Source organism: Cellvibrio sp. PSBB006, from assembly GCF_002162135.1.
Classification (GTDB): domain Bacteria; phylum Pseudomonadota; class Gammaproteobacteria; order Pseudomonadales; family Cellvibrionaceae; genus Cellvibrio.
The window spans coordinates 4,053,765-4,077,837 of sequence record NZ_CP021382.1 but is presented as its reverse complement, the minus strand read 5'-3'; the positions used below and the strand labels follow the sequence as shown (position 1 = coordinate 4,077,837).

General features: G+C 50.3%; 20 protein-coding genes. 7 read left to right on the top strand and 13 right to left on the bottom strand.

Features of this window, described 5'->3' with window-relative positions:
* Positions 1–10: 10 nt before the first annotated feature.
* From CBR65_RS16905 to CBR65_RS16875, 7 genes are all read right to left on the bottom strand, one after another.
* On the bottom strand, positions 11–769 hold the full coding sequence (locus tag CBR65_RS16905; RefSeq protein ID WP_087467944.1) for an alpha/beta fold hydrolase: 759 nt from the start codon (positions 767–769) through the stop codon (positions 11–13).
* Positions 766–1,905: a DUF2817 domain-containing protein gene (locus tag CBR65_RS16900; RefSeq protein WP_087467943.1), complete on the bottom strand. Its 1,140-nt coding sequence runs from the start codon at positions 1,903–1,905 to the stop codon at positions 766–768. The genes CBR65_RS16905 and CBR65_RS16900 overlap by 4 nt, the downstream gene beginning before the upstream one ends.
* Positions 1,906–2,140: 235 nt before the next feature.
* Positions 2,141–2,686, bottom strand: coding sequence for a glycine zipper 2TM domain-containing protein (locus CBR65_RS16895; RefSeq protein WP_087467942.1), 546 nt, complete (start codon positions 2,684–2,686; stop codon positions 2,141–2,143).
* Between the two features lie 187 nt (positions 2,687–2,873).
* On the bottom strand, positions 2,874–3,203 hold the full coding sequence (locus CBR65_RS16890; RefSeq protein WP_087467941.1) for an RnfH family protein: 330 nt from the start codon (positions 3,201–3,203) through the stop codon (positions 2,874–2,876).
* Positions 3,204–3,282: 79 nt separating this feature from the next.
* Positions 3,283–4,770: a hypothetical protein gene (locus CBR65_RS16885; protein WP_087467940.1), complete on the bottom strand. Its 1,488-nt coding sequence runs from the start codon at positions 4,768–4,770 to the stop codon at positions 3,283–3,285.
* Between the two features lie 190 nt (positions 4,771–4,960).
* On the bottom strand, positions 4,961–5,404 hold the full coding sequence (locus tag CBR65_RS16880) for a type II toxin-antitoxin system RatA family toxin (RefSeq protein ID WP_087467939.1): 444 nt from the start codon (positions 5,402–5,404) through the stop codon (positions 4,961–4,963).
* Positions 5,405–5,407: 3 nt separating this feature from the next.
* Positions 5,408–6,793, bottom strand: coding sequence for a sodium-dependent transporter (locus CBR65_RS16875; RefSeq protein WP_087467938.1), 1,386 nt, complete (start codon positions 6,791–6,793; stop codon positions 5,408–5,410).
* 165 nt (positions 6,794–6,958) lie between these two features.
* Here CBR65_RS16875 and smpB point away from each other — a divergent pair, with 165 nt between their 5' ends.
* From smpB to CBR65_RS16855, 4 genes are all read left to right on the top strand, one after another.
* On the top strand, positions 6,959–7,438 hold the full coding sequence (gene smpB, locus CBR65_RS16870; RefSeq protein ID WP_087467937.1) for an SsrA-binding protein SmpB: 480 nt from the start codon (positions 6,959–6,961) through the stop codon (positions 7,436–7,438).
* A gap of 50 nt (positions 7,439–7,488) precedes the next feature.
* On the top strand, positions 7,489–8,862 hold the full coding sequence (locus CBR65_RS16865; protein WP_087467936.1) for a sodium-dependent transporter: 1,374 nt from the start codon (positions 7,489–7,491) through the stop codon (positions 8,860–8,862).
* A 145-nt stretch (positions 8,863–9,007) separates the two neighbouring features.
* Positions 9,008–9,595: a DUF4136 domain-containing protein gene (locus CBR65_RS16860; RefSeq protein WP_087467935.1), complete on the top strand. Its 588-nt coding sequence runs from the start codon at positions 9,008–9,010 to the stop codon at positions 9,593–9,595.
* A 25-nt stretch (positions 9,596–9,620) separates the two neighbouring features.
* The gene (locus CBR65_RS16855; protein WP_087467934.1) at positions 9,621–10,256 is read left to right on the top strand and encodes an RT0821/Lpp0805 family surface protein; all 636 of its coding nucleotides are present in this window, start codon (positions 9,621–9,623) and stop codon (positions 10,254–10,256) included.
* Between the two features lie 28 nt (positions 10,257–10,284).
* On the opposite strand, the gene CBR65_RS16850 is transcribed toward CBR65_RS16855, so the two are convergent.
* Together CBR65_RS16850 and CBR65_RS16845 are read right to left on the bottom strand one after the other, a co-directional pair.
* A complete protein-coding gene (locus CBR65_RS16850) occupies positions 10,285–11,070 on the bottom strand; it encodes a cyclopropane-fatty-acyl-phospholipid synthase family protein (protein ID WP_157672124.1) in 786 nt (261 codons plus the stop codon).
* Between the two features lie 260 nt (positions 11,071–11,330).
* Complete coding sequence (locus tag CBR65_RS16845) at positions 11,331–11,576, bottom strand: hypothetical protein (RefSeq protein ID WP_232461233.1); 246 nt, start codon at positions 11,574–11,576, stop codon at positions 11,331–11,333.
* 285 nt (positions 11,577–11,861) lie between these two features.
* Between CBR65_RS16845 and CBR65_RS16840 the strand changes: the two genes are divergently transcribed.
* The gene (locus tag CBR65_RS16840; RefSeq protein ID WP_157672123.1) at positions 11,862–13,376 is read left to right on the top strand and encodes an MFS transporter; all 1,515 of its coding nucleotides are present in this window, start codon (positions 11,862–11,864) and stop codon (positions 13,374–13,376) included.
* 97 nt (positions 13,377–13,473) lie between these two features.
* Positions 13,474–16,212: an aconitate hydratase AcnA gene (gene acnA / locus CBR65_RS16835; RefSeq protein ID WP_087467932.1), complete on the top strand. Its 2,739-nt coding sequence runs from the start codon at positions 13,474–13,476 to the stop codon at positions 16,210–16,212.
* A gap of 211 nt (positions 16,213–16,423) precedes the next feature.
* Here the strand turns inward: acnA and CBR65_RS16830 are convergent, their stop codons facing one another.
* A complete protein-coding gene (locus tag CBR65_RS16830) occupies positions 16,424–17,620 on the bottom strand; it encodes a TonB family protein (protein ID WP_087467931.1) in 1,197 nt (398 codons plus the stop codon).
* A gap of 109 nt (positions 17,621–17,729) precedes the next feature.
* Complete coding sequence (locus CBR65_RS16825) at positions 17,730–18,008, bottom strand: hypothetical protein (protein WP_157672122.1); 279 nt, start codon at positions 18,006–18,008, stop codon at positions 17,730–17,732.
* Between the two features lie 558 nt (positions 18,009–18,566).
* On the opposite strand from CBR65_RS16825, the gene CBR65_RS16820 reads away from it, so the two are divergent.
* On the top strand, positions 18,567–19,991 hold the full coding sequence (locus CBR65_RS16820; protein WP_087467929.1) for a sigma-54-dependent Fis family transcriptional regulator: 1,425 nt from the start codon (positions 18,567–18,569) through the stop codon (positions 19,989–19,991).
* 17 nt (positions 19,992–20,008) lie between these two features.
* Here the strand turns inward: CBR65_RS16820 and CBR65_RS16815 are convergent, their stop codons facing one another.
* The gene (locus CBR65_RS16815; protein ID WP_198300771.1) at positions 20,009–22,420 is read right to left on the bottom strand and encodes a glycoside hydrolase family 3 N-terminal domain-containing protein; all 2,412 of its coding nucleotides are present in this window, start codon (positions 22,418–22,420) and stop codon (positions 20,009–20,011) included.
* A 243-nt stretch (positions 22,421–22,663) separates the two neighbouring features.
* Entirely contained in the window at positions 22,664–23,995 is a 1,332-nt protein-coding gene (gene xylA, locus CBR65_RS16810; RefSeq protein WP_087467928.1) for a xylose isomerase, read from the bottom strand.
* Positions 23,996–24,073 lie beyond the last annotated feature (78 nt).

Genomic DNA, 24,073 nt, shown 5'->3' with positions numbered 1-24,073 from the left:
ACACAATGCGCTAGAGTCTAGCAGATGTTATCCACCGCTGAAGTTCCTGCACCACCCACCTTGCATCATCCATCGGCAAGTCGTGTCCTGCGTGCGGATGATCTATCAACGGCCACTGAAATGTTTGTGCGATAGCTTCACTGGCACGAGGCGCAACCATACGGTCACCACGACTGGTTAGCACCAACCCTTTCACCGAACATTCCTTACGAGGACGAAAGTTTGCGGCGGCACGCAACATCTTCAGGATTGTCACTCGCGTTATCGGGCGCTGTTGTTGGATGTCCAACCATTGCTGCAGATTTTTTTGATAGGCGGCACTATCGTTACTTACCATGCGCAAAACCCGCGCTTCCCGCTGCCGAACCGGCAACAGCAACGCCAGTAATACATTTGGCCAGGCAGCCGGTTGCAAGCGCCAGAAAAGCGGTTGGTCACCAGCGCTGGAATTAATTAACACGATGCCCTTAATCTCCTGCGGAAAACGCTGAGCCCAATCCAGTGCAACCATACCGCCCATGGAAATGCCGATAATAAATACCGGCTCACCGGAAGCCAGCACAGCGGGAACATTGCCTTCGTTGCGCGCATGACCAGTCATGGCGACAATGGAATGCAATGCAGGGCGTTGGTAATATTTTCCACAACCGGGAAAATCAATGAGATGCAATTGACACTGAGCGCCGAGCGCTGCCTGTAGTTGTTCAGGAAAGCTGTGCCAATGAGCCGCTTCCCGCGCGAGTCCGCGCAATAAAATAATGTGCATCATGAAAACCACAGGCTGTTGGCGGCTTGCGTGAGCAGTCCCGTTTGCTTATCGTCCGGCAGCCAATGCTTACTATTTAGTGTTGCTGCCAGCATAAAATCCAATAGCAGGATATGCCGCCGCAATACCCGTGCGTGACGGTGTTTCATTTGCGGATTAAATAAGCCGGCAAAATTCAATAATTGTCGCGGACGTTTTTTTACCCATGCCCAGGAACCCATCTCCAGGGTCAGCGATAGAAAATGCTGCGGTTGTTGCGTCTGCCGGCTATTGAAAATATCGTGAAAATAATCCCACACGTCACCGTGCGACAGATAGTGAATTGATTGCGGTTCAAAGATATAAATGTGGTTGGGGTAGGTACGTTCCCACAACATTTTTAACGCAACATAATCGGCGATATTTTCGATGGGTTTGCGCCGATAGGCATGAGGAAACCAAAGCCGGTCCTGCACACCAAAACCCGAATGCAGATCAAGCGCCAGCGCCATAGGACGACCAAACACCTGCCGTTTGATGACGCGCTCCAACGCGAGATTTTCCGGCTCCATCGGTGCATCTTTCCTACCGCGATACCAGGGTAGAAATCCCCCGAGTCGATGACCGCCACCTAACAGCTTCACATCATCTTCTGCGTCTATCGGCGCATTGCGATTCAGATCAATGCCGTTGCCGTTACAGCGGCGATTGAGCCACATCCCCACCGGATTCAGGATTGGCATAAACACCAGCTGGATCTGGCTGGCGAGCTGACACAGATGTGCATCCCACTTCATGCGTTCGAGCAAGGTTTGCATCCATGCGATCAACACCTGTGAGCCGATGCGCTCGACACCGTGCATGCCCGCCGTCATCAACACGGCGGGCGCCTGCGGGTCGCGCGAGCCAATGGTCACGGAATAGAGTGGCAACTGCCAATCACGCCAGGACAACATGTACTCTACACGCGCCGTCAGTGTCTGCGGGTGTTGCGCAATCAAGCGCTCCAACTCAAGTAATTCGGGAAGCTGTTGTGCAATCATTTTTTGTTGTGCTGAATCACGCACAATGGGAAGGCTGGTATCTGCGTTATTGATGCTATCGCCCGCAACCAGATTTAACCGTCGACTTGCGTCGGATGTACTTTCCCGCTCGTTCATCTGAAATCTGCCCCGCTATTCTGCGATACCCAAGGAACCTCTGAAAAATGTTTGCGATGGCAACGCAGGTAATTTTTCAGAGGTTTCCTAGAGTATAGCGAGTCAAACGTATCAATATTGTACGCAGTCGAACATCCGTAAACGGTGTAATGAAAAGTGCAGTGAAAAAGGGGTTGGCAGGGCGCGTGGGCGAATACACCCTGCCAAATATGAAGGATTTATGACTGAGTATTAATTACTGAACAGCGTCTGCCGCAGGTGCCAATACCAACTGGCCATCTTTAACCGGAATACGTTGGCCTGGATCGTAAGTCATCTTGACGGTCGCTTCTTCGTCGTTCAGGCGATAGGTCACGTTATAACCGGTGATTTCTTCGCGGGTTTCGTACACGGTGTTACAGACTTGCTCGGTGGTGGTGTAGGTATTATTTTTTTGCATATTGTCCTGCACGCGATCGCCAGCATAACCACCAGCAACAGCACCCGCCACCGTGGCCACTTTTTTCCCGCTACCACCACCCACCTGATGACCTAAAACCCCACCGACCACCGCACCGATCGCTTTACCGGCAATACGATGCTCATCTTTCACCGGCTTTTGACGCACGACCGTTTCATCGCGACATTCTTCGTGAGGAATCTGAATTTGTTTTGTCAGCGGTTCAGTTTTGACCACCTCGGCATGAGTGGGCTCTTTCAACAATTGATAACTGGCAATAGCACCACCGGCGGTAGCGATTCCAATACCTAATACAGTGCCAACAATCATGGATTTATTCATTGCGGTGACTCCTTTGACTTTAAAAACGGTTTTCACAGATCGTGGGTATCAGTTATACATGCGCCGTCTTAACGAAAGCTGAATGCAAAAAACAAACCCCATTCTTCGTCTGGAAGAATGGGGTTTGTTTTTTCTGATACACGACAATTTTTATAAAATGTGAATCCCTTAACATTTACATGATGAATCAGTCACCAGTGTCTGCCTCTTTGGTTTTCTCCGCCCGCTTGCGCCGCGCCTCTTTTGGGTCAGATTTCAACGGACGATAAATTTCCACACGATCACCGGGATGCAGTTCGTAAGTATCCGGTGGATTCAGCCCTTTCGTGCCGAGTGCTTGCCCGAAGATTCCCATCCTGGCACTGGTAATCTCAATCTCCGGAAATATTTTGACAATGCCGGAACGCTCGACCGCTTGTAACGCCGTTGTGCCCGGTTCAACTAATAGCTCAATAATTTTTTGTTGATGAGGCAACGCGTAAGCTACCTCTACCGTGATTAGATCAAAATCTGCCATAGGTGTCTTGTACCTTCAGCTGGTCAACCAGTAGTTAGGTTTATTGAATAGATAAAACTGCCGACCATATAGTTCCCAATTACCAAAAATCGAAAGGGTCTGACAAATCTTCAATCAATGATTTTACTTTGCTTGCACCGGGGATAATAGCATCTAGCGGACCTATGCTTTCATTAAAAATATTAAACCCACCAACAGCTATTCTTACACTACCACCATATTTATCAACTTTTGTTCTTATTTCACCACTACCAAAAAGAATATCGTGCTCTGTTTGCAGCCCTTCACTAGAAACAATAACAGATTGGGCAGACGTAATATCGGATTGTTCTATGGCTATCTGATCTCTTCTTACAATAGCTGCCGCACTAGCAATTCCTGTAGCAACTGACACGTCTATTCCCGTTTTGCTTACAACATTTCTCAAACTAACCGTTGTTAAGGGCCCCAACGTTATAGAGCCATTTAAAGTGCAGCTTGCCTCCTCTCCCCCTGTGCAAGATGCATCAAGCTGCACCTCTATATCAGAAACAGAAACTGTAAGAACCTCCATCCCACTGGGCTCTGATAAAATATAACTGCCCTTATCGTTTATATCTAACAACTGCGAACTAAATTGCTCAAAGTCATTCACAACCCAATCATACGCATACTTCGTATGGCTAGAATTATTAGAGCAAGAAGCACAGTAAACTATTTTATGTTCTCCGAGCCCATAGTTGTTATAACCAGAGATTGTTTTATCTGAAACAGTAGATGCTGATACGTAGGAAAACGGTAGCCCGTCAAATTTAAGATAGCCAGACATATCAAGATTATTCTGCGTAGGATATAAATCCCCAAAAATAGGCACAGCAGTAGGGTCCAACAACGCCACATGTAAGTTTTTTATATTTCCCACCCCAGCCAAACGACTGCTCAAATCGTGGGCAAATATTCCGCCTCTGCTGTAACCTATCAGGACAACATTCCAAAGATCATTCTGCCCGGAAATAAATTGTTTGATAGCTTCTGCGACGTCAACCGTCTGAGATCCAATTTGTTTGCTGGATTCCCAATCAACAGCAAAGTGCTTGTAAGGCAAGTTGGCGGACAACGCCATTAGCTTTGAATCAAATAAATTTTGCCATTCTGCTACACCTGAACGCTCAAGACTAAAGCCACCAATCGTCACAAATAACGTCGGCCGGTGCGTGGGCCGAGAATGATGGTAGCATCTAGGAGGCGTGCAAATCGTTTTTGGGGCTATCTGATTTTGCTGAATTCTGGTGACAGATGAGACTTTTCCATTATAGAAACGAAAAACGCCAACTTTGGGGCCTGTAAGAATAAACTCTTCTGTTTTAATACGAACCGGGATGTTTATACCATCCATTGACAGTATTACGAACTCTTCTGGCTTGGTAGACATACTCCATTCATGAGGGCTAACAACATTGTCTAAGCTTATTTCCGCAGTATCCGCAGAAAAGTCCACAGCTACATCAATTTGTGCTCCCTGACTGAATGCACTGCCACACAACATGAACATCAGAACAACAACAGAATAGAAATTCTTTTTACTCATTAGTTTTTCCCTACTGAAAATATGAATTCAATCATCGATACAATAATTAATCGGCGTATAAAGATACCTGAACAAACATCTTCATGTCATGACATTTCGATCAGGTTATTTAACTTTTTCATAAAACTGCTTGTTGTCGATAACCATAACCAAGGAAGAATGAGCACGATAAAGTAAAGATTCACTCTGTTTATTCAATACGACCATAAACCGTTTGCGCGCGGGCACACAGGGCATCTACCTGGCGGTTGGCAACCGCTTCAAATAATTTGCCCACCGCCATGCCCAGCAAACGATTTTTCATTTCAAATTCAAGTTCAAAACTGACTTTGCACGCGGTGTCGCTGAGCGGTGTAAAACGCCAGCAACCATGCAGTTTGGAGAAAGGACCATCCACCAACGTCATGGTCATGGTCGTAGGGGGTTGCAAGTGATTGCGCGTGATAAAACTCTGGGTTACACCGGCCTTTTGCAAATCCAGCCGCGCTTCCAGCCAATCCGCTTCGCACCGCAAAATTTTTGCACCAACGCAGCCATCCATATACTGTGGATAGGCTTCTATATCATTCACCAGATCAAACATCTGCTGCGCAGAATAATGTACCAATGCAGAACGCTGTACCGAATGAGCCAAAAATCACAACTCCCCGAAGAAATTTTTTAATACCGGATATAAACCGCCGAGCAAAACAGCCATTACCGCCAATGGCGAAACGTAACGCAACAACCAATGCCAGACGCGCACAAAGCGCTCGGAGTCCAGTTTCAGTTCATGCACAATGAATTCACGGTTAACACGCCAACCCACGTAGATGGCGGTAAGCAAACCACCGAGAGGCAGCATGACATTGGTGGTTATAAAATCAATCAAACCAAAAAAATTGAGATCCCAGAGAATTTTTTTATCTACCCAGATATTGAATGAAAATACCGTACCCAATCCCAGCAACCAGGCGGCGAGCGCAATCAATAAGCTTGCACTGATGCGATGAAAACGGAAACGCTCGGTTAAATAAGCAACCGAAGGTTCCAACAGGGAAATCGTCGAGCTCCAGGCAGCGAGAATTACCAGCGCAAAGAAGGCACTGCCGAACACGCTCCCCCAGGGCATAGCGCCAAAGGCAATGGGCAAGGTTACAAACATCAGGCCCGGCCCTTCGCTGGGCGTAATATCCGGCGTGGCAAAAACCAACGGGAAGATTGCCAACCCGGCCACCAGGGCAACGGTAGTGTCCAGCAGCGCCACGGCAATCGCCGTCTTACCAATCGCGGACGTGCTCGGCATATAAGCGCCGTACGCCATGATGGCGGCCATCCCGAGGCTTAAGGTAAAGAAGGCGTGACCGAGCGCAATCAGCGCGCCGCGCAGGGACAAATCTTCCGGGTGAAAGCTGAATAAAAAGCGGACCCCGGCTGCAAAATCGCCCGCATAAGCCGCATAGGCCAGCAGCAACAGCAGAAGTAAAAACAGCACCGGCATCATGATGCGCACGGCGGCCTCAAGCCCTTTGTTGACGCCGAACATCAGAATCAGCGCCGTCATTGAGATAAATGCAGTTTGCCATTGCACCAACTGGCTGCGGTTGGCCAAGAGCTCGTCAAAGATGTTGCCCGAGGCTTCGCCGTCCAGCCCGACAAAGCGATTGTCCAGGGCCAGACTGAAATATTCGAGCGTCCATCCGGCAATAACGGTGTAATAAGACAGGATCAGGAAGGCGGCAATCACCCCCATCCAGCCGATAACATTCCAGCCGCGCCGCAAACCGCTGTCGCGGGAGATATTCTGGACGGAGGTAATGGGATTGGCGCGAGCGCGACGGCCCAGCAGGATTTCGGCAATCATGATCGGGATGCCGATAACCGCCACGCAGACGAGGTACATCAGGACAAACGCACCGCCACCGTTTTCACCGGTCACATAGGGAAATTTCCAGATATTACCCAACCCCACCGCCGAGCCGGTGGCGGCGAGGATAAAGGTGCCCCGGTGTCCCCAAATGGCATGTTGTTTAAATCGCTTCACTGATGTGGCTCCGTGTAGCTGCTGGATGATGAAGCACGGCTCCCGAGGGCGCTGAGCCGGATTGTAGCGGGATTAACACGACAGCATAAGCCCGGAGTCGAGACAGGCCGCACCCTTTGTCGATATAATGCCGCCCTTTTCGCGTTATCAGGACTGTTTTATCCCATGGCCAAAAAACAGAACAAGAACAGCGGCAACACCATTGCCCTGAACAAAAAAGCCAAATTCGATTACGAGCTGCACGAGCGTTTCGAAGCAGGTGTAGCGCTATTGGGTTGGGAAGTCAAAAGCCTGCGCGCGGGCAAAGTCCAACTCACGGATACTTACGTGATCTTCAAAAACGGCGAAGCCTGGTTGCTCGGTTCACAAATTACACCTCTGGCTACCGCATCCACCCATTTCGTTACCGACCCTCTCCGCACCCGCAAACTGTTATTAAATCGTCGCGAGCTGACGCGCTTGCAGGAAGCGGTTGAGCAAAAGGGTTATACGGTCGTCGCGACAGCCTTGTATTGGAAGACGCACATGGTGAAGTGTGAAATTGCCATCGCCAAAGGCAAGCAACAACACGATAAACGCGAGACCGAAAAAGATCGCGATTGGGCGCGGCAAAAACAGCGGATATTTCAGGCGGGTAATAAATAATAATATCGGGCAGCTGTCGACTGGCAACGGCCCATTAAGGAAACCTCCTTATGGCAAACGCTCGCGGACATTTTACTTCCCGTTTCGGTTTTTTGATGGCCGCTGCCGGCTCTGCCGTCGGACTGGGAAATATCTGGGGATTTCCTACCCAGGCTGCCAGCAATGGCGGCGGTGCGTTTGTGCTGGCCTATTTAATCCTCGCCTTTTTATTAGCTTATCCCGCCTTAATGGCCGAGTTGATTATCGGCCGCCACAGCAACGCCAATATCGTTACTGCATTGAGCACATTGAGTGAGCGCCCGCTGTTGCGGCGCATCGGCGGTGCAGTAGGTTACTACGGTGTGTTGGTGGTGAGTTTGATCCTGAGTTTTTATGCCATTGTGGCAGGCTGGATACTCGCAAAATTTGCTGCACCGCTGGTGCAACTGCTGGGCTTTGATGATGCCGCCGCCTGGTTGGCACAAGGTGGGCTGGTGCGCGACCTCGCCGCGTGTTTTTTATTTTCTGTGCTGACCATGTGGATCGTCGCGCGTGGCGTGAGCCAGGGAATAGAAGCCTGGTCGACACGGTTAATGCCCACGCTTGCCATTTTGTTGATTGCGTTGATTGTGTATGTACTAAATCAACCCGGTGCTGCAGATGGTTTACGCGTTTATCTACTACCGGATTTTTCACGCGTCCTCGATCCGTCGCTGTTATTGAGCGCCATGGGTCAGGCATTTTTTTCACTGTCACTGGGTGTAGGCACCATGCTGGTGTATGGCTCTTACCTCGGTCGTGCGCTGTCGGAAAAAGACCAGCAGGATAAATTACCCCACATAGGTGCAACACTCACCTTGCTCGACACCAGCTTTGCTTTTGTCGCAGGCTTGCTGATTATCCCCGCCATGTATGTGGCACAGGAACAAGGCATCGCCATCTACGGTGCAGCAGGTGAATTGCTGGCGGGACCGGGTTTGGTGTTACAGGTGTTACCAGGTTTGTTTGATAACATGGGTAATGCCGGCATATGGTTGGCCATCACGTTTTTTGCTCTGATGACAATCGCTGCACTCACCTCATCCATCTCCATGCTGGAAGCACCCGTCTCCGTTGCCACCGAAAAAACCGGCGCATCACGCACCCGGGCTACCCTTGTTATCGGCTGCACGATTTTTCTGATCAGCGCCATCATCGTGATGAACTTTTCTGCACTGTTTGATCGCGTAGTGTCGTTCACCACCGAGTACAGCCAACCGTTACTGGGATTGGCACTGAGTTTATTTGCCGGCTGGGTGTGGCATCGCGATAAAAAAATCCAGGCAATTGCGGCTGAGCAGGGTGTGGAACGCGGCGGTTTTTTCTGGCGAGTCTGGCCCTTTTACGTGCGCGTTGTCTGTCCGCTGTTGATTATTGTGACATTTACTCAAAGCCTGCTCGGTTAACGGCCGACACTGCTTGCACTCTGGCAATTCCTGAACAAAACTCAATGGATTAGCGCTACGCCTGAAGATAACAAGGTATGTGATCGAGACAACAGAGGCGAGGGATGTTTTGCGCCACAGTAGCTATTTGTCATAAGGAATTATCATGATGCGCTCTCGACTCTCCCCACTCCTGTCTGTTTTTTGTATCGCCACGGGCTTATTGTTTTTAGCCGCATGCCAGAAAACCGGACCGCGCATAGAAACCCGTAAAGATGACTCGATTAATTTTTCCAAATACCAAACCTATGCGTTGCTGAAAAGCAGCCGCGCCGCCACGCCGGACAATGAAATTGCGCAATACTTCATTCATGCCATTCGTGAACAAATGGATTCGCTCGGCTACACCTACAGCGAAGAGCAGCCGGATATGCTGATTAATTATCAGGTCAACATCCAGAATGTATTGAAAGAAATGGGCAACGCCGAACCGGCCCGGGTGACGGAAGGCGGTTATTACAGCCACTCTCAGGAGCTCTATCGGGGCATGCCTGCAACACAAGAACACACGCAACTTTTTATTGAGCGTAAGGGCGCTGCCCGTATCGACATTATTGATGCGCAAAAACGTCAGTTGATCTGGCAGGGTGATGCTCAGGGGCGCTTAACTGAAGAAGCCTTGATCCGCCCCAAAGAACCGATCCGCGCAACCATTGCGGATTTGCTGCGTGAGTTTCCCAAACGTAAAAAATAACCTGTATCAGGAAAGCGAGTCACACATGAAAAAAGCTGCCATTTTGCTGGGCTTCGTTGGCCTTATGCTGCTGTCCTGGACGGGTAACGCCGCCAACGTCAGCTTCCTTAAAAACTCCTTGCTACAGCAACTGACTGATGAGGACATCACCTCCCTCAAACAGGATGTCACACAGGTACTTAACAAAACACCGGACCAGAAGATTATTCGCTGGCGCTCAGCCAACAATAAAATCCAGGTGCAGATATTGCCCAAGCTGTCTTTTATGGAGGGCTCACGGGAGTGCCGCCGCACCTTGTTCAAGTTTACAGCTGATCAGCGCCGCGCTGAACATTATCGTTTTGATATCTGCAAAGATAGCGCGGGCCGCTGGCACATTAGCGATTCATTGATGCGTCAAACCACAGACAGCGATTGGTCATTGCTGGAAGATACGGTCAAGGAAGTATTGGAGTCCGATAAGGACAATCGCATCCCTGCATCATGGTTTAATCCGGATAGTAAACATTCCGGTGTCGTGGTGCCGATCAGCGTGTTATCCCACGAAGGAAAATTTTGCCGCGAACTGGCTATCAGCATTATTAACGCCAAAGGCGGCACCATGGATGGCCATTACACCTTTTGCAAAGTTAATGGCGAGTGGGCGCGGCTAGCCCGTTAAACCGACGGCGTCGTTAACCAATTGGGTCTTAAACTAAAGCCACCAGGTAAACCAACCATAAGGGTTGGTTTTCACTGGTTTTGCGAATAACGTAATCGCCCTCATCCTGCCAATACACAATAACCTCAGCAAAACCGGCTTCGTGTAAGAGTTCGCGAATTTCTGCCAGACTCCAGAAGCGCCATTCATAGGTAAAGGCTTTCTTCAGCCGCGAGCCATCTTTAAATTCAAAATGAATATGATTCACCACATCGTGGGTAATAGGATCAACCTCGCCCTGATCCCACACATATTTACACCCGCGCCCGATTGACCGCTTGGTTCGCACGGCCTGGTGCGCCTCCCAGCCACCATACAGATCCAGCATAAACACACCGTCTTCCACCAATGAACGCTTAACACTGGCGAAATAATCGCGCAAGGTGCTGCGATCTTTAAAGATCCAATAACTGAAATTAAACGCATTGATAAGATCGAATTTTTCTTTAAGTGGAAAGCGCACATCCTGTTGCAGCAGCGTGACGCGTTCGCCGGCATCAGCCAAGGGCGTGAGATTATGCTGCGTGGCCCATGTCAAGACGGCAGGGTCAATATCCACCCCGGTAGCGCGACGCTGTTTATGGCTCGCCGCCCAGGTACAACTTAACAGCGCCGTTCCGCAAAAATCTTCACGCATACTGTAGGGTTTACGTTTGCGATATTTTTTAAATGCTTTTTCGATAAAGGCTACTTCTACATCAGCCGCTTGCACACTGCGCTGGTACAAATCGTGACGATCAGCTTTCCTGGAAGACAATACAGATTTTTTACTCACCGACGGGAGACCTCGTGTTATACCCAAGCGTATTTAAGAGTGAAATTCATATTGCTCTATGCAACAAGCGCCGAGGTTAACACGAGACGATGAAGATTGACCAATCATGCGCAGCACGTTGGACATCTTTCAATAAAGAGGTGGCAATATGACAAAAACATGACAAAAAATAATGGAAAGAACTTATTTATCTATTAAGTTCAAGACGATTTATAAAGCGGTGTTGTGTATACACATCGGAGAGGCTGGCATCAATCCAATCAGCGCGGGCCGTTATATATCAGTCGCTCTTTGATCGCATCAGCCTTAATGCGTGTTTGATGCAGAAGCTCATTAAGGAACCGCACATCATCGTAGAGTTCTCCGTGCGTTTCATTCGCCAAGCGACGCCCCATCTCCTGGGCAAGGCGCATCAGGTCAGCGAGTTCTCTGGCAGTTTCCTGCTGTTCTTCTTTAAGCATAGTTTGTTGCCTGTCAACGAGGTCAACTTTGGACGTCTTTTGCATAACAGCCTCCATTTTGACGCATTAAATCTGATTCTTACTAAAAAATAATTTCAGTTGCGCCGTTAAGTATAGGTGAATTTTTAGTAATTACCTTTAGCTGCACCAGTAGCCGCATCCATTATGGCAATAACGAAGCCGAAAGGTTTCAGGTGCACGCAGCCTCAAGATCGCCCTGGGTCCTTTTGCAGAAGGAAACCACGCTTTCTCTCACACAGGCAGGGTGCTATATTGCGCCGCAGAGCCAATACAGCCGCAACAACAAAAAAGACAACAAGAACAATATCTATGACCCACAAGCCACACCTGACTTTCTGGCAAATCTGGAATATGTGCTTTGGCTTTATTGGTATTCAATTTGGTTTTGCCTTGCAGAATGCCAATGTCAGCCGCATATTCCAAATTCTCGGTGCCTCCATCGATGATATCCCCATCCTGTGGGTAGCCGCGCCCATTACCGGTTTATTGATCCAGCCCATCATCGGTTATATGAGCGATAAAACCTGGGGCCGCTTCGGGCGACGCCGGCCTTATTTGCTGTGTGGTGCCGTGCTGGCCAGCCTTGCGCTGTTTGTTATGCCCAATTCCTCCACCCTGTGGATCGCCGCCGGGATGTTGTGGATCATGGATGCCTCACTCAACATTGCACTGGGTCCTTCGATTGCCTTGGTGGGCGATATGCTGCCGGAGGAACAACGCTCCAGCGGCTTTTCCATGCAGAGTTTTTTTATCGGTGTCAGTGCGGTGGTAGCCTCGGCCTTACCCTGGATATTGACCAACGGTTTTGGCGTGGCCAATGTCGCCAGCGAAGGTGCGGTCCCGCCCTCGGTGATTTATGCATTTTATATTGGCGGCGGAATAATGTTGGCGTCCATCGCCTGGGCGGTTCACTCAACACCGGAATACAGCCCTGAACAACTGGTCGCGCTCAAAGAGCGTCGTGAAGCGCGTCGACCGAGACAGGCGCAGGTTGATTACCACATAAAATTTTTTCACAGCGGCGCATGGTTTCTCGTTGTCGGCTGTGTCGGGATGCTGATCATTTCCACCTGGCAGCTTGATGAAAAACTCTATGTATTAGGCGTGGGTCTGGCACTCTTCGGCATTATCCAAATCGGCGCGGGGCTGCTGCGCCGACACGGGCGAACCGATAATGGCATTTATCAGGTCACTCAGGATTTATTGCGTATGCCCAGGACGATGCAACAATTGGCCGTGGTGCAGTTCCTGACCTGGTTCGCGTTATTTTCCATGTGGATTTATGGCACGGCCGCTGTCACGTCATTTCATTACGGCGCAACAGACACCACCACCAGTCTCTACAGCGCGGGCGCCGATTGGGTCGGGGTACTTTTTGCGGCCTATAACGGCTTTGCTGCACTGGCTGCGATTGCCATCCCCATGATGGTGCGACGCAGCAATCGCAAGATCACCCACATGATTAATTTATGTCTGGGCGCATTGGCCCTGGCTTCATTTCTGTGGATCAGAGACCCGCGCTGGTTGTTATTGTCGATGCTGGCCATGGGTTTTGCCTGGGCATCCATATTGTCCATGCCCTATGCCATTCTCTCCTGTTCACTGCCACCGGAAAAAATGGGCGTCTACGCCGGATTGTTTAACTTTTTTATTGTGATTCCACAAATCCTGGCATCCAGTGTGCTGGCTTTGATTGTCAATAAGGTCTTCGGCGGGCAGACGATCTATGCGATGGTGCTGGCCGGCGTATTTATGTTACTCGCAGCTATTGCAATGTTCTTTGTGCAGGACGAAGGTGAAACAAACGGCGTAATTGCGCTCTAACTACCGACCGGCCGCACTGTTCATACCGGTCATTAATTATTTACCATTCTTCGCCAAGCTTCCCGTCGTAAAAACACCTAATGAGAAAGAGGCTGTCATGACTTCATCTTTTCAAGCAACCGACACGCTCCACGTTGACGACCAATCCTATCGCATCTATCCCTTTAGCAAGGTGCAGCAGCATTATCCGGTGGACAAGCTGCCTTTTTCGCTCAAGATTTTGCTGGAGAATTTATTGCGCCACGCCAACAGCAATTTTGTGACCGATGACGATATCAAAGCCTTGGCCAATTGGGACCCGACAGCGGAACCTTCGCAGGAAATCGCCTTTGTCCCGGCGCGGGTTATCTTGCAGGATTTTACCGGCGTGCCCGCCATCGTCGACCTCGCCGCGATGCGCGATGCGGTGACTGAACTGGGTGGTGATGCGCAACAGATTAATCCCTTGTCGCCGGTTGAGCTGGTGATCGATCACTCGGTGATGGTGGATTTTTTTGGTTCTGAAGATTCTTTTGCGAAGAATACGGCCGTCGAGATCGAGCGCAACCGCGAGCGCTATCAATTTCTGCGCTGGGGTCAGAAAGCCTTTTCCAACTTTAAGGTGGTACCGCCGGGCACAGGTATCGTGCACCAGGTGAATCTGGAATACCTGGCACGTTGCGTCTTTGCCAATGAGAAAGATGGTATGACCGAAGCTTATCCGGACACCCTGGTGGGCACCGACTCCCATACCACCATGATCAACGGGCTGGGCGTGTTGGGCTGGGGGGTCGGCGGTATTGAGGCAGAAGCTGCGATGCTCGGCCAACCCATCTCCATGCTGATTCCCCAGGTGGTCGGTTTTAAACTGACCGGACAACTTCCTGAAGGTGCCACCGCCACCGACCTGGTGCTGACCGTGACCCAGATGCTGCGCAAACTGGGGGTCGTGGGCAAATTTGTAGAATTCTTTGGCCCCGGCCTGAAACATCTGTCGCTCGCCGACCGTGCCACCATCGGCAACATGGCGCCGGAATACGGCGCGACCTGCGGTATCTTCCCGGTCGACCAGCAAACCCTGGATTACCTGCGCTTTACCGGCCGCAGCGACAACCAATTGCGGCTTACCGAAGCCTATATGAAAGCGATGGGCCTCTGGCACGACGACAATAGCCCGGAAGCCCATTACAGCGATGTACTGACCCTCGATCTCGCCACCGTTGTGCCTTCACTCGCCGGACCCAAGCGCCCCCAGGACCGCATCCCGCTGACCGATAGCAAGACAGGTTTCAATAAAACGCTGGATGAATTTCAGGCCCAACGCAACAAACTGATCCAGACCACCACACTGGATAAATTTGCCGATGAAGGCGGCGCAACGGCCGTGGGCAATCAGTCCGCTGAAAAGCCGGGCGATGTGCCGGTCAGTTATCGCGGTGAAAATTTCAGTTTGAAGCACGGCGCAGTCGTGATTGCCGCTATCACCAGTTGTACCAATACCTCTAACCCGGCGGTGCTGATGGCAGCCGGTCTGGTGGCACGCAAGGCCCATGCACTGGGTTTGCGCAGCAAGCCCTGGGTGAAAACCAGCCTGGCGCCCGGCTCCAAGGTCGTTACCGATTATTTGCAAAAGGCCGGTTTACTGGAAGATCTGGAGGCGCTGGGGTTCTATCTTGTTGGTTACGGCTGCACTACCTGTATCGGTAACTCTGGCCCATTGCCAGACGAAATCTCCTCGGCGATCCGCGGCGGCGATTTGATGGTGGCTTCGGTATTGTCCGGCAACCGCAATTTTGAGGGGCGGATTCACGCCGAAATCCGCACCAATTATCTGGCTTCACCACCGCTGGTCGTCGCTTACGCTTTGGCGGGCACTATGGATATCGATCTGTACCAGGAACCTCTGGGTACCGGCAGCGACGGCAAGCCCGTGTTCCTGAAAGATATCTGGCCGAGCAACGCCGAGATTCAATCCTGCATTGCCGACAACCTCGATCCCTCCATGTTCGCCAGTAAATATGCCGACGTATACAGCGGCGATGAAAACTGGAATGCCCTGCCGATTACCGAGAGCGAGCTGTATGCCTGGCCCGACTCCAACTATGTGCGCAAACCGCCGTTTTTTGAGGGTATCAGCGCCACGGTTGATGCGGTGAAACCCATCGAAAAAGCGCGCTGCCTGGTGATGGTGGGCGACAGCATTACCACCGACCATATTTCGCCCGCCGGCGCCATCATGCCCGACAGCCCGGCCGGTGTGTATTTGCAGCAACAGGGCGTACAACCGGACGACTTTAACTCTTACGGTTCGCGCCGCGGCAATCACGAAATCATGATGCGCGGCACCTTCGCCAATGTGCGCCTGAAAAACCAGATAGCACCCGGCACCGAAGGCAGTTGGACAACCTACTTGCCTAACCAGGACGTGATGAGCATCTATGACGCTTCGGAGTTGTACCGCCAGAATAAAACGCCACTCATCGTGTTAGCTGGCAAAGAATACGGCTCGGGTTCATCGCGCGACTGGGCCGCTAAGGGGCCTGCGCTGCTGGGTGTGAAAGCGGTGATAGCGCAAAGCTACGAACGCATCCACCGTTCGAATCTGGTGGGGATGGGTATATTGCCGCTGCAATTTAAAAACGGTGATTCAGCTGCATCGCTGGGGCTGACCGGCGCGGAATTTTTTGATATTCCGGTAGTGAGTCCGGAGACCCGCGAATTGGTTGTGACGGCCCGTAAAGAAGATGGTGAGCCAATTCAATTTATTGCTCATGTGCGGATAGATACGCCGAATGAATTTGCGTATTTCCAGAACGGCGGCATATTGCATTATGTGTTGCGTAATTTGGCGCGGTGATGTGTTCTGCACTTCGGAATGCGTTCGGCATTAGCACCTGGTTTCGAAAACACATAAATACATCCTTGTAGTTCCCTCAAGTCGTCCCTCGGCAACTGCTCCTGCGTTGCTCTACCTCCTGCATCCATGCAGTCGTGACTTGAGGGTTTCGAAACCAGGCGCTAACACCGAACTCGCAAGGTGCAGGCATCCAGGTTTATTAATAGTTTTATCAGGAAGGATTTCCGAGGGAAAATTTTATCGGCACAAACAATTCCAATTCGCTACTGGCGAGCACCTCAGGTAAGGGAGGGAAAGGGGCTGCATCCTTGACTGCTTCTTCCGCCGCTTTATTCAGCAAAACATAATCAGACGTTTCGATGGGCTTTAGTGATTTAATGTTGCCCTGATCATCAATAACAAGATTAAATTTCACGCTGCCCGCCTGTTGCAGTTGCTGCGCGCGCCGTGGGTAACTGACACGGGCATAGATGGTGCCCAGCACTTCGGAAATATAAAACTGGCGCGCCAGCAAAGTCTGCGAGGTAATCGTTGCGCGCTCTTCTTCCGCATTTTCTTTTTCCGGCGCAACGATTGTCGCCACCGCTTTTTTAACTGGTTCAGGCTTTACCGGTTGTTGTGTGGCCGGTGGTGTGCTGGCGACAATAATTGGTGCGGGTACCGGAATCGGTGCAGGTTTTTCTACGCGCGGTTTATCCTCAATCTTCGGTTTGAGCGTTGGCGCCAGCGCAGGTGCGGCTGCCACGGTGACTTCCGGCTCGTCAGCCGGGTCAGTTGATTTTTCTTTCAACCAGTTTTCCACCACGGCAATACGGCTTAAACGCGGCTCAAGGTGTAAATAGCGATGACGCAAATTGGGATCGATATCGCCCATCAGCAACAGATCATCACGATAACCAGATGATAAGGGCACACGCCCCAACCATGAACGTAATAACAATGCAAAAAAATTATCGTCGGGAACATTCCCGAGCAGGGTATTGTTCACCACCACATCAACACCCTGGCCCGGCACAACACTGAGCACGATGTGGTCATTAGTTTCAAAGCGGCCGCCAAAAAAACCATCGAACAACACCATGTTATCCGCCTGCGCCATTAACACGGCCGAGGGGTTATTAATCGCCGCCCCCTCTATCCACATCCGACTGAAACGTCGCAAGGTCATGCCTTCCGGTGCGAGGATTTTCAGCTCCATACGTTTGGCAACCGGGCTGCTCAACAAGACTTCGGCATCGCTGCTTAATAGTTCGGTATAAAGTGCACCCCAGAATTGGTCGCGTCCTAATTCCTTGTGCAGGGAAATCCCGTTTAACAAAGGCTCCGCCTGTGCCGCACCGGATAACGCCAGCAACAGAAACCACAGCCGTGCACTGAAGAATTTGCGATATGATTTACCAAACAACATGATGCAACCACCCCAAGTCAAAAACTGCCAACCGGAAAATACCGATCACTCGACCGCGGGATAGTAATCAATGAATAAGACAATTTAGCGACAAGGTGTCAGGGGCGGATCAAGTATCCGGATGTTGATTGTCAGGGGGTAGCGAGCGACCAACGTACAAGGTGCGACCATCCGGCAACCTGCGCATGCTGATCATTCCCTGTTGATAGAGATAAGCCATGGCCCGCTCAACTTTACGACGCTCCTCGTGTAAACGTTGCCGCAAGATCCACCAATGCACAATACCATCAAGGGTGTCTGCAACTTGCTCACGCCCTTGCAGATACCGGGCAATTTCCTGAGCCAGGGATTGAATGTCTGGATCTTCTTCCGCGTCGGTTACGATCAACTCACTACTCCCTGTTTCTTTGAGTGAACAATCATGCACACCAATAGTGCAACCGATGAAATTCAGCAACATTTATACCAATGGGCCCAGAGTGCTAATTGATTGATCATTAAGTAAAAATTTTTACGCGTAACAATTACCAGTGGGTCACAAATAACCCGCATACCTGTGCATCAATCCATAAACATCGTTCAACACACGATCATTAGGCATGTTTGGTTGTGGGTTCTTTTTCACCCACAGCCTGAATGTTTCAGACCACGGCATAACAACCAATAGAACGAATCAGAATGAAACAGCAGCAGCGCTTTTGAGGATGGCATATTTATAAATATTGGCACCGTATACCTTTCTATTAACTTGATTTTGCAATGCTCTGTGTTAGCTTTAACAACCTGATGTTAAAAAATGTATAGATGCAAGACGCCAGGCTGCATGTAAACACAAAATACAAATAAGCGTTAAATGGATGGAGTCGCCAGAAAGGCTATTGATGTAACAACACGACAATGACATCGCCGGTAGTGATCTGTTAACAAGGAAAATGGGAAGTTCACTATGAATAACATCACTGTTATCTCTTGTGGTGATAGCGACCACAATGACCTCGCCGAAGATCTATGTTTACTCCTGAGTCAGGAAAATTTTTCAGCCACGTGTGTAGCGCCTGAAAATTTTTTAATAAAACCGACACATTCAGAGCCTCACTTTTTTATTTATATCCTCGATACATTTTTACGCGAAACAACGTTCTGCTTCACACCGATCATTGAACAGCTCGCTCAAAATAAACAGGCGATAAATATCGGGCTTATCAGTCAGCAACAACACTCACTCCACTCGGAATTAATCCATTTATTTCACGACATCCTTTTCTGGCCATGCAGCGCTCGGGAAATCAGCACCCGCCTTCAGCGATTTGATCAGCCACAGCATGCCGTAACAGAAAACAGTAGTCTGCTCGACACATTTGCCGGCTTAAACCTGGTGGGCCAATCGCCAATGTTTGTTGACACATTGCAATTAATTCAAAAAATTTCCCGCTGTCATGCACCGGTATTAATTTGCGGCGAGACGGGCACAGGCAAGGAAAATGCAGCCCGGGCAGTCCATTATCTAAGCGAGCGACGGGAACACGGTTTTATTCCCATTAACTGCGCTGCCATTCCAGACGAATTATTTGAAAGTGAGCTTTTTGGCCATGAAAAAGGCGCTTTTACCGATGCCAAAAATAGCCAGGCCGGCCTGGTTGCTCTGGCTGATGGCGGAACACTTTTTCTGGATGAAGTCGACAGCCTGACACCCAAAGCGCAAGCCGCATTGTTACGTTTTTTGCAAACCCGCGAATATCGTCCACTCGGCGGCCGCGATACCCGCCAGGCAGATGTGCGGATTCTGGCTGCAACCAACGCTAACCTTCCACAGCGAGTAGAACAAAAAATATTTCGCGAAGACTTATTTTATCGACTCAATGTGCTGACCGTCGTTATGCCATCGTTGCGCGAACGCAAAGAGGACATTCCATTAATTGCCAAAGCATTGCTCTATAAATTCTCCGAAGAATATCGCACCACAACCAAACAGTTGTCCGGACAATTCATTCACCATCTTATGCAGCAACCCTGGCCGGGCAATGTCAGGGAATTGGAAAACACGCTGCTGCGTGCCTTTTTATTATCATCAGATACTGTGTTGAATTCGACTGCCGGGGCGTATGCACATGGATCACCCGCTCCCGGAAGTTCAGCGATCAATGCACAAGATATGGTTCATACCATTAACCCCCAGCTTAGCTTCCAGGATGCCAAGGCAGAGGTGATAACCCAGTTTGAGGAGCAGTATCTCAAACAGGTGCTATCTATCGCCGAAGGAAATGTGTCAGCGGCGGCCCGCATTGCGGGGAAAGAACGGCGGGCCTTGGGAAAATTAATTCGCAAATACCGAATCGATAAAAGCCTGTATCAATCTGCACCGGCTTTTTAAAGAATCAAGATTCAGGGTTAAGGTTGCGACACCGTTGATAAACTCAAATACGCTTTGTTGCTGCTGACGTCTACTGTTTTACCAACAATAGTAAATTCGCTGTTAAGGCGTATATCGCCTGATGAGCTGCCGAGCATCAATTCAACTTTGCCTGGTTCAACGACGTACCGCATGTGTTGATCATAAAAGCCCAGTTGATTAACCGCGAGCGAGAAGGTTACTTTGACGCTGTCTTTCGCTTTGACATGCACGCGCTGAAAACCTTTTAATTCTTTTACCGGGCGCGTCAGGCTTGCAATGGGGTCGCGTATATATAACTGTACCACTTCATCACCATCACGCGTGCCACTGTTGGTCAGCGTCAAGCTGATATCCACCACATCACCTGCTTTGGCTGAAGCTTTATTGACCTTCAGGTCGCTGTAAGTAAATTGTGTGTAACTCAGGCCGTGACCAAAGGGATAAAGCGCACTGGTTTCGGTAAAAGCATAACCGCGCTTGGCTGAGGGCTTGTGGTTGTAATAAGCAGGGATGTGGCCGACAGAACGGGGAATGCTGACGGGTAATTTACCGCCGGGGTTCACATCACCAAACAGGACGCGCGCAACTGCATGACCTGTCTCTTGCCCGAGATACCAGCCTTCAATAATGGCCGGCGCTTCCCTGGCAATCTTGCTGATAGATAACGGACGCCCGTTAATCAGTAACACCACAGTCGGCTTGCCAGTCGCCAGTACGGCATCAACCAACGCCTGCTGCTCACCAACCAATTCAAGACTTGTGCGATCACCGAGATGGGTTTCCGCCCAGGCCTCGCGGGAGGTCGCTTCGTTATCACCGACAACAACAATAGCCACATCACTTTTTTTCGCAGCGGCAACCGCTTTTTTAATCATGCCCGCCGTGTCTTTCGACGTGGCTAACACCACCTCATCGGTGTGCCAGCGTTCTTTCGAGAAGGAGTTGGCGGCAACAGAATCGGCTCCCTGATCCCAGGCATTCATTGTCAACAAGGTGCCTTTTTCATGGCGAATGTTAATATCCTCGCCAAGATATTCCTGCAGCCCCTGTAAAATACTGACCGCGTGTTCGGGCACATCGCTGTAACCGCCAAGCAATACTTCATCGACATGGGGACCGATCAACGCGATGGATTTCACTTTGCGGCTATCCAGAGGCAGCAAGTTGTTGTCATTTTTCAATAACACCATCGCCTTTTCTGCCGCTTGTTGTGCCAGCTGACGATGCTGATCGTTACCAATAAATGCTTCAGCGCCAGCCGGATCGGTGTAGGGGTTCTCAAACAAACCTAATAGAAATTTTTCGTGCAACACGCGTGCGACGGCCTGATCGATAACCGCCTCACCCAATTTACCGTCGTTAACTGCCTGGACCAATAGAGGAAAGGTTTCACCGTCCGGCATCTCCACATCGACGCCGGCATTGAGTGCGAGAAGAGCGGCATCTTCCAGACTGTCGGATAACTGATGACGCGTTACCAATTCCTTAATCGCAAAATAGTCGCTCACCAGCGCGCCCTCAAAACCCCATTCACCGCGCAAGATATCATTGAGCAATTTACCGTTAGCATGTGACGGCACACCGTCAATTTCGTTGTAGGAAGCCATCACACTACGCGCACCACCGAGCTTGACCGCCGCCTCAAATGGAAACAGAAAAACTTCGCGCAATAAACGCTCTCCGACCGGGGCCGGCGCTGTATTCAGGCCGCCCACGGGCTCGCCATGACCCGCGAGGTGTTTGAGGGTTGCGATCACACGATCCGGCCCGATACGCCCGAGCTCATCGCCTTGAAAACCCTTAACCCCGGCTACGCCCAAGGCTGCAACCAAATAGGGATCTTCGCCCATGGTTTCTTCAATGCGCCCCCAACGCGGATCGCGTGCCACATCAAGGATGGGTGTTAACGCCTGGGTGCCGCCGCGTCGACGAATTTCCTGGGCCGATACTTTATAGATGCTTTCAACAAGTTGCGTGTCCCAGGTACTGGCCATGGCGATGGCTTGAGGAAAACTGGTGGCATCGCGACCTGCGTGTCCGTGCAAGGCTTCTTCGTGGAAAATGACAGGAATGCCCAGACGGGTATTTTCAATTAGCCATCGCTGCGCGGCATTGACAAACGCGATGGTCTGCTCTGGTGTTTTGTTGGGCGAAACCGGCGCTTTATTTTCTGCCGGACGCGCAATTTGTCCGATTCCCGACCCCAAAATATCTTTCGCTTTGGCAGGGGTAAAAACCCCGGCATCAGTTTCAAGCTCCTGACGCTTGAGCCACACGGCCTGCAACTGTGCGACTTTTTCTTCGAGCGTCATGCGCGTGATCAAATCATTGACGCGGGCATCGATAGGTTTGGTTGAGTCTTTGTACAGCGGCTGATCAGCCGGAGCAAGAGATATGGATAGGCTCATACATCCTCCTGCAATAATGAGCAGTCGTTTGAATGTTGCACGAACATATTTCATAACCATTATCCCAAGCCTGTTTATTTTTATTGTTCGGCGACTGCAATGCGCCGTAACGCTTTTTAAGATACTGACGAAAAAAAACTGCCGATCATCTTCAGCTTAGCATTGATGAACGGCAGTCGGGGGACCACAAGGAAACCTCTGAACAATGACGCAAACTTTTTCAGAGGTTTCCAGGATTAACGCTTAACGAATGTAACGGTTAACAATATTCTCGTACAACTCTTGCTGGCCGCTGATCTGCGCTGGCTCACCATTTTCGTTACCCAGTTTAGCCAGTTGCTCCAGCGTCATATCGCCTTGTTCAAACACTGACCCATTACCGGCATCAAAGCTGGCGTAGCGAGTTTTGCGCATTTTTTCCAGCGGTGATTTCTGAATCAGATCATCTGCAATCAACAGCGCGCGTGCGAAGGTATCCATGCCGCCGATGTGGCCGTAGAAACGGTCAACAAAGTCAGTAGAGTTACGACGAGCTTTCGCATCGAAGTTCACACCACCACCCTGGAAGCCGCCACTGCGCAGCAATACCAACATCATGTCAACGGTTTCGTTGATATTGTTGGGGAACTGGTCGGTGTCCCAGGCATTTTGATAATCGCCGCGGTTAGCGTCGATGCTGCCCAACATGCCGGCATCAGCAGCCACTTGCATGTCGTGGTCCATAGTGTGACCGGCCAGTGTAGCGTGGTTGGTTTCCAGATTTAATTTGAAATCTTTATCCAGACCGTGGTGACGCAAGAAGCCGATGACCGTTGCGGCATCAAAATCGTATTGATGCTTGGATGGCTCCATGGGCTTGGGCTCAATGAAGAACGTACCTTTAAAGCCTTGGCCACGCGCGTAATCGCGAGCCATAGTCAGGAAGCGCGCCATGTGTTCCTGTTCACGCTTCATGTCGGTGTTGATCAGGCTCATGTAACCTTCACGACCACCCCAGAAAACATAGTTCTCACCGTTCAGGGCGATGGTTGCATCGAGCGCATCTTTCAACTGTGCACCCGCGTAAGCAACGGTATTGAAATCCGGGTTGGTTGAAGCGCCGTTCATGTAACGCGGATTGGTGAACAGGTTGGCCGTGCCCCACAAGAGTTTTACGCCAGACGCTTTTTGTTTTTCTTTTGCGTATTCAACAATGGTCTGCAAACGCTTGGAGGTTTCAGCACGGGTGCTGCCTTCGTCAACCAGATCGATGTCGTGGAAGCAGTAGTAAGGTACGCCCAGCTTGGTAATAAATTCAAACGCAGCGTCCATCTTTTCGCGCGCGCGGCCTATCGCATCAGCGGTGCCCGCCCAGGGAAAATGGAAAGGACCTGGACCAAAAGGATCATGGCCTGCGCCACAGAAAGTGTGCCAGTAACAAACTGCAAACCTGAAATGTTCTTTCATGGTTTTGCCAGCGACGACACGATTCTCGTCGTAGTATTTATACGCGAGTGGGTTATCGGAATCCGGACCTTCATAGCCGATTTTGCCGATACCGGGGAAATATTCTTTGCTACCCAACACAATGCTCATAGTAACCAACCTCATGGATGTCAATGTTGATCACGCCTGCAACGGGACAATGTTAAGGACAATGATCATCGGTAAAAA